Here is a 4,300-nt window from a genome sequence, read left to right on the forward strand (position 1 = left end):
GAGGCCGACTCGGTCGGCGTGTTCCAGGTCGAGTCGCGCGCGCAGATGGCGACGTTGCCGCGCCTTCGGCCGCGCACGTTCTACGACCTGGTGGTCGAGGTCGCGCTCATCCGGCCCGGCCCGATCCAGGGGCAGAGCGTCCACCCGTTCATCAACCGCAAGAACGGGCGCGAGCCGGTCACGTACCTGCACCCGCTGCTGGAGCCCGCGCTGTCAAAGACCCTCGGGGTGCCGCTGTTCCAGGAGCAGCTCATGCAGATCGCGATCGACGTCGCCGGGTTCAGCCCCGCCGAGGCCGACCAGCTGCGCCGGGCGATGGGGTCCAAGCGCTCGCAGGAGCGGATGGAGGCCCTCCGCCAGCGGCTGCTCGACGGCATGGCGGTCAACGGTGTCGACACCGAGACGGGGGAGGCGATCTTCGAGAAGCTGCGGGCGTTCGCCGACTTCGGGTTCCCCGAGTCGCACGCCTTCTCGTTCGCGTACCTCGTCTACGCGAGCTCGTGGCTCAAGGTGCACCACCCCGAGGCGTTCTACGCCGGGCTGCTCGCGGCGCAGCCGATGGGCTTCTACTCGCCCGCCTCGCTCGTGGCCGACGCCGGTCGGCACGGGGTGCGCGTCGAGCGTGCCGACGTCGCCCACTCGCAGGTGCAGGCGTGCGTCGAACGGGTCGGGACCACCGACGGGACGACGACGGGACCGACCCGGCCGTACGCCGTCCGGCTCGGCCTGGCGCCGGTGCGGGGGATCGGGGAGAAGGCGGCCGAGCGGCTGGTCGCGGCGCGCGAGCGCGCCCCGTTCACCGACCTCGCCGACCTGTCCCGCCGGGTGGGGCTCACGGCCGCGCAGCTGGAGTCGCTGGCGACCGCCGGGGCGCTGGGGAGCCTGCGGTCGCCGCGGCGGGAGGCGCTGTGGCTGGCCGGCGCGCTCGCGGGCGAGAGCGGGCGGCGGCACGGCGCGTACGTGCAGGAGCCGCTGCCGTTCACGGCGGCGGGGCTGGAGGTGCCCGCGCTGCCCGAGATGGACGACGTCACCCGTGCGGTCGCGGACGTCTGGGCCACCGGGCTCTCGACCGACTCGTTCCCCACGCAGTTCCGGCGGCCGGAGCTCACGGCGGCGGGCGTGCTCCCGGTCGCCGAGGTGCCCGCCGCGGGGGCGGGGTCGCGCGTGCGGGTGGCGGGCGTCGTCACGCACCGGCAGCGGCCCGGCACCGCGCGCGGCGTGACGTTCCTGTCGCTCGAGGACGAGACCGGGCTGCTCAACGTCATCTGCTCGGCGGGGGTGTGGGGGCGGCACCGCAAGGTCGCCCGCGGCAGCGCGGCGCTGGTGATCCGCGGCACGGTCGAGACGGCCGACGGCGTCACGAACCTCATGGCCGACCGGATCGACGCGCTGAGCCTCCGGGTGCCGAGCCGGTCGCGCGACTTCCAGTGAGGCCGCGGCTCAGGTCTGCCGGGCGCGGCGCGGGCGACGGGTCGCGAGCTGCTCGCGCGCCTCGATCACCTTCGTCTTGATGGCCGACATCTCGTCGGTGCTCATCGGCGGGTCGAGCTGGTGGAGCTTGGCGTAGACCGCCCAGATCACCGCCACGATCGGGATGACGATGACGGCGCCGAGGATGCCCGCGACGAGCGTGCCGGTGGTGACCGAGAGCGCGACCGCGACCGGGTGCAGCGAGACCTGCTTGCCCATGATCAGCGGCTGTAGGACATGGCCCTCGAACTGGCCGATCAGCGCGATGCCGATCCCCACGACGATCGCGATCAATGGCCCCTGTGTGGCCAGCGCCACGATCATGGCGACCACCATGGCGGCCGGCGCACCCACCAAAGGGATGAACGCACCGATGAACACGAGCACCGCCAGCGGTGCCGCGAGCGGGACCCCCAGCACGGTGAGGATGATCGCTGCGAGGATGCCGTCGGCCAACGCCACCAGCACGGTGCCGCGCGCGAAACCCGAGAACGTGTACCACGCGACCTCGCCGCCGACCACCCACTTCTCGCGCACACGAGCGGGAAGCTGATTGATGAACCACGCCCACATCTGTGAACCGCGGGCCAGGAAGAAGACGGTGCAGAACGTCGCGATCGCCAAGATCGCGAACACCTCGAACAGCGAGCCGGCCCCCTCGGCGGCACCGGACGCGGCCCGGTTGATGAGATCCTGCTGGTTCTCCTCGATCCACTGCTCGCCCTGGGTGATCCACTGCTGGATCTGCTCATTGGTCACCGAGAGACCGAACGGCAGGTGCTCCAGCTGACCCAGCAGGTCCTGGATGCCGGCGCTGAACTCCTCGGAGAGGTCCTGCCACTGCCCACGCACGGACTGCACCACGAACGCGACGATGCCGCCGATGAAGAGGATCGACGTGAGCAGCGACGCGAGCACGGCGAGCGGCCGGGGGATCCAGCGGTCGAGCAGGTTGACCAGCGGGCGCAGCACCGAGGTGAAGACCAGCGCGAGGAACACCGCCACGAACACCATCTGGATCCGGGCCGTCGCGTAGACCAGCACGACCACCACGGCGAGAATCACCAGCAGTCGCCACGAGATCCCGGCGGCCTTGCGCATCCAGCGGGGAGCGCCGTCGCCGTTCTCCTCCAGCCGCATGTGACCCTCGGGCATGCGACGTACCTTCGGTGTGGCGCCACGCGAGGGCGGCCGGGTGGTGATCGTGCGCGCGGCGGATGGGCGCTCTGGCTGCGGTATCGCGGTCGTGCTGGGGGCGGCACGAGACGCACGACGCAGGATCGTCGGCATCTTCATCGTGCCAGTCTGCCCCAGGGGTCTCGGTTTGGTAACGAACCCGGTCAGGCGGGTGGCAGCGTGTCGGCGATCCCTGCCCAGATCTGCGCTTCGGAGAGCCACGCCATCGCTGCGGACTGGCGATCCGGCGTGGGCCAGGTGTCGAGCTGCCAGAGCACGGACTCGACCGTGCGGGCACACGCCCAGAGCGCGGCCCGGCGGGCGGGCAGCGCCAGAGCCTGGCTCGCCGTCAGGAGCCGTGGCATCAGGACCGCCACTGGATCGGGGTACTCGAAAGGATCGTCGATCTGGCTCAGCACCGGCCACAGCTCGTATGCCGGGTCGCCCAGCATCGGCTTCGGATCGATCGCCAGCCAGTGCGGTGTGCCGGGGTCGTCGAGGATGAGGTTGCCCGGGTTGAGGTCGCCGTGCAGCAGCACGGTCGGGGCAGCGGTGTCGGCCGCGAAGGCCCGGAGCAGGTCGATCCCGCGGGTGACGATGCCGGTGTGCTGGGCGAGCAGCCCGTGCCAGCGGGTCGCGCGCTCGGAGGCGACCGCGACCCAGCGCTGGGCGACCTCGCGCAGGATCGGGACACCGACATCGGCGATCGGCGCCTGATGCAGGTTCGCGAGCACACCCAGGCACGCCTCGATGCGTTCCTCCGGAGTGCCCGGTGTTGCCAGCAGGGGAGTGCCCGGGTGCGCTCGGCGCATTAGCAGCGCCCAGTCGTCCGCCTCGTGCGCCAGGAGCTCCACGGCGGCAGATCCGCGCCACAACGCGAGGGCGACCGCTTCGTAGCGAGCCTCGTCGTGGGGGAAGCTGATCTTGAGGACCACAGGCGTGCCGTCGGCGGTGGTGGCGGGTGCGGTCCACGAGGCAGTACCGACACCGAACGGCTCGCCCACCTGCAGCTGCCACCGCTGCGCCGCCCGCTCGACGAGCGCCGGCACGCTCTCCAGCCAGGCGGCGCCTGCCGCCGTCGAGCCGGCACCACCTGGCTGCGTGAGCGCCGTCGGGATCGCGATGTTCATCCGCGCCAGATTAGGCGACACCATCCGCGGGTCACAGCATCCCTCGCTGCCACAGCACCACCGCCACCGCGACGACTCCGATCAACCAGCCGACGATGGCCAGCGGCAGCATCCGACGCCTGGCGAGCCTCGCCACCAGCGCGGCGAGCACACCGACACCGCAGCCCCCGGCCACAAGCATCGCGACCATGATCGGATACGGCACTGCGTCCATCACGGCACGATCCATCGAGGCGACGAGCAGGATCACACTGCCGCCGTAGAGGATGCCGGCCAGCAGTGCCGATCCCAGCAAGAGCCACAGTGTGAGCGACCGGTCTCGGCGTTGTGCCGCTCGCCTGCGCTCCTCGGCAGCGGGCTCCGTCGTCATCTCACGGTCCTCTCGTCAGAGGGACCACGATGGCATCGGGGCGGACCCGCCGCCATCAGCGGGGACTGAACCTGTGGATAGCCGTCTGGAGAGCGCGGACCCGGACGGAATTGATCAGTGGTTCGCTAGACCCCGCTGTGGTAGCCGTGCTGGC

The 4,300-nt window shown here is 71.3% G+C and carries 4 protein-coding genes; 1 reads left to right on the forward strand and 3 read right to left on the reverse strand.

Features of this window, described 5'->3' with window-relative positions; translation table 11 throughout:
• The coding region (locus ACOJSN_RS03075; protein ID WP_420111043.1) for an OB-fold nucleic acid binding domain-containing protein at nt 1–1,431 on the forward strand (1,431 nt) is incomplete at its 5' end.
• A gap of 9 nt (nt 1,432–1,440) precedes the next feature.
• On the opposite strand, the gene ACOJSN_RS03080 is transcribed toward ACOJSN_RS03075, so the two are convergent.
• The 3 genes from ACOJSN_RS03080 to ACOJSN_RS03090 form a co-directional block, all read right to left on the reverse strand.
• Complete coding sequence (locus ACOJSN_RS03080) at nt 1,441–2,625, reverse strand: AI-2E family transporter (protein ID WP_420111044.1); 1,185 nt, start codon at nt 2,623–2,625, stop codon at nt 1,441–1,443.
• A 185-nt stretch (nt 2,626–2,810) separates the two neighbouring features.
• Nucleotides 2,811–3,776 carry an aminoglycoside phosphotransferase family protein gene (locus ACOJSN_RS03085; RefSeq protein WP_420111045.1) on the reverse strand — a complete coding sequence of 322 codons (966 nt, stop codon included), beginning with the start codon at nt 3,774–3,776 and terminating at the stop codon, nt 2,811–2,813.
• A 31-nt stretch (nt 3,777–3,807) separates the two neighbouring features.
• Nucleotides 3,808–4,146, reverse strand: a complete 339-nt coding sequence (locus tag ACOJSN_RS03090) for a hypothetical protein (protein WP_420111046.1) — start codon at nt 4,144–4,146, stop codon at nt 3,808–3,810.
• Nucleotides 4,147–4,300 lie beyond the last annotated feature (154 nt).

Origin of the sequence: Pseudactinotalea sp. (genome assembly GCF_048594945.1) — a bacterium.
Lineage (GTDB): Bacteria > Actinomycetota > Actinomycetes > Actinomycetales > Beutenbergiaceae > Pseudactinotalea.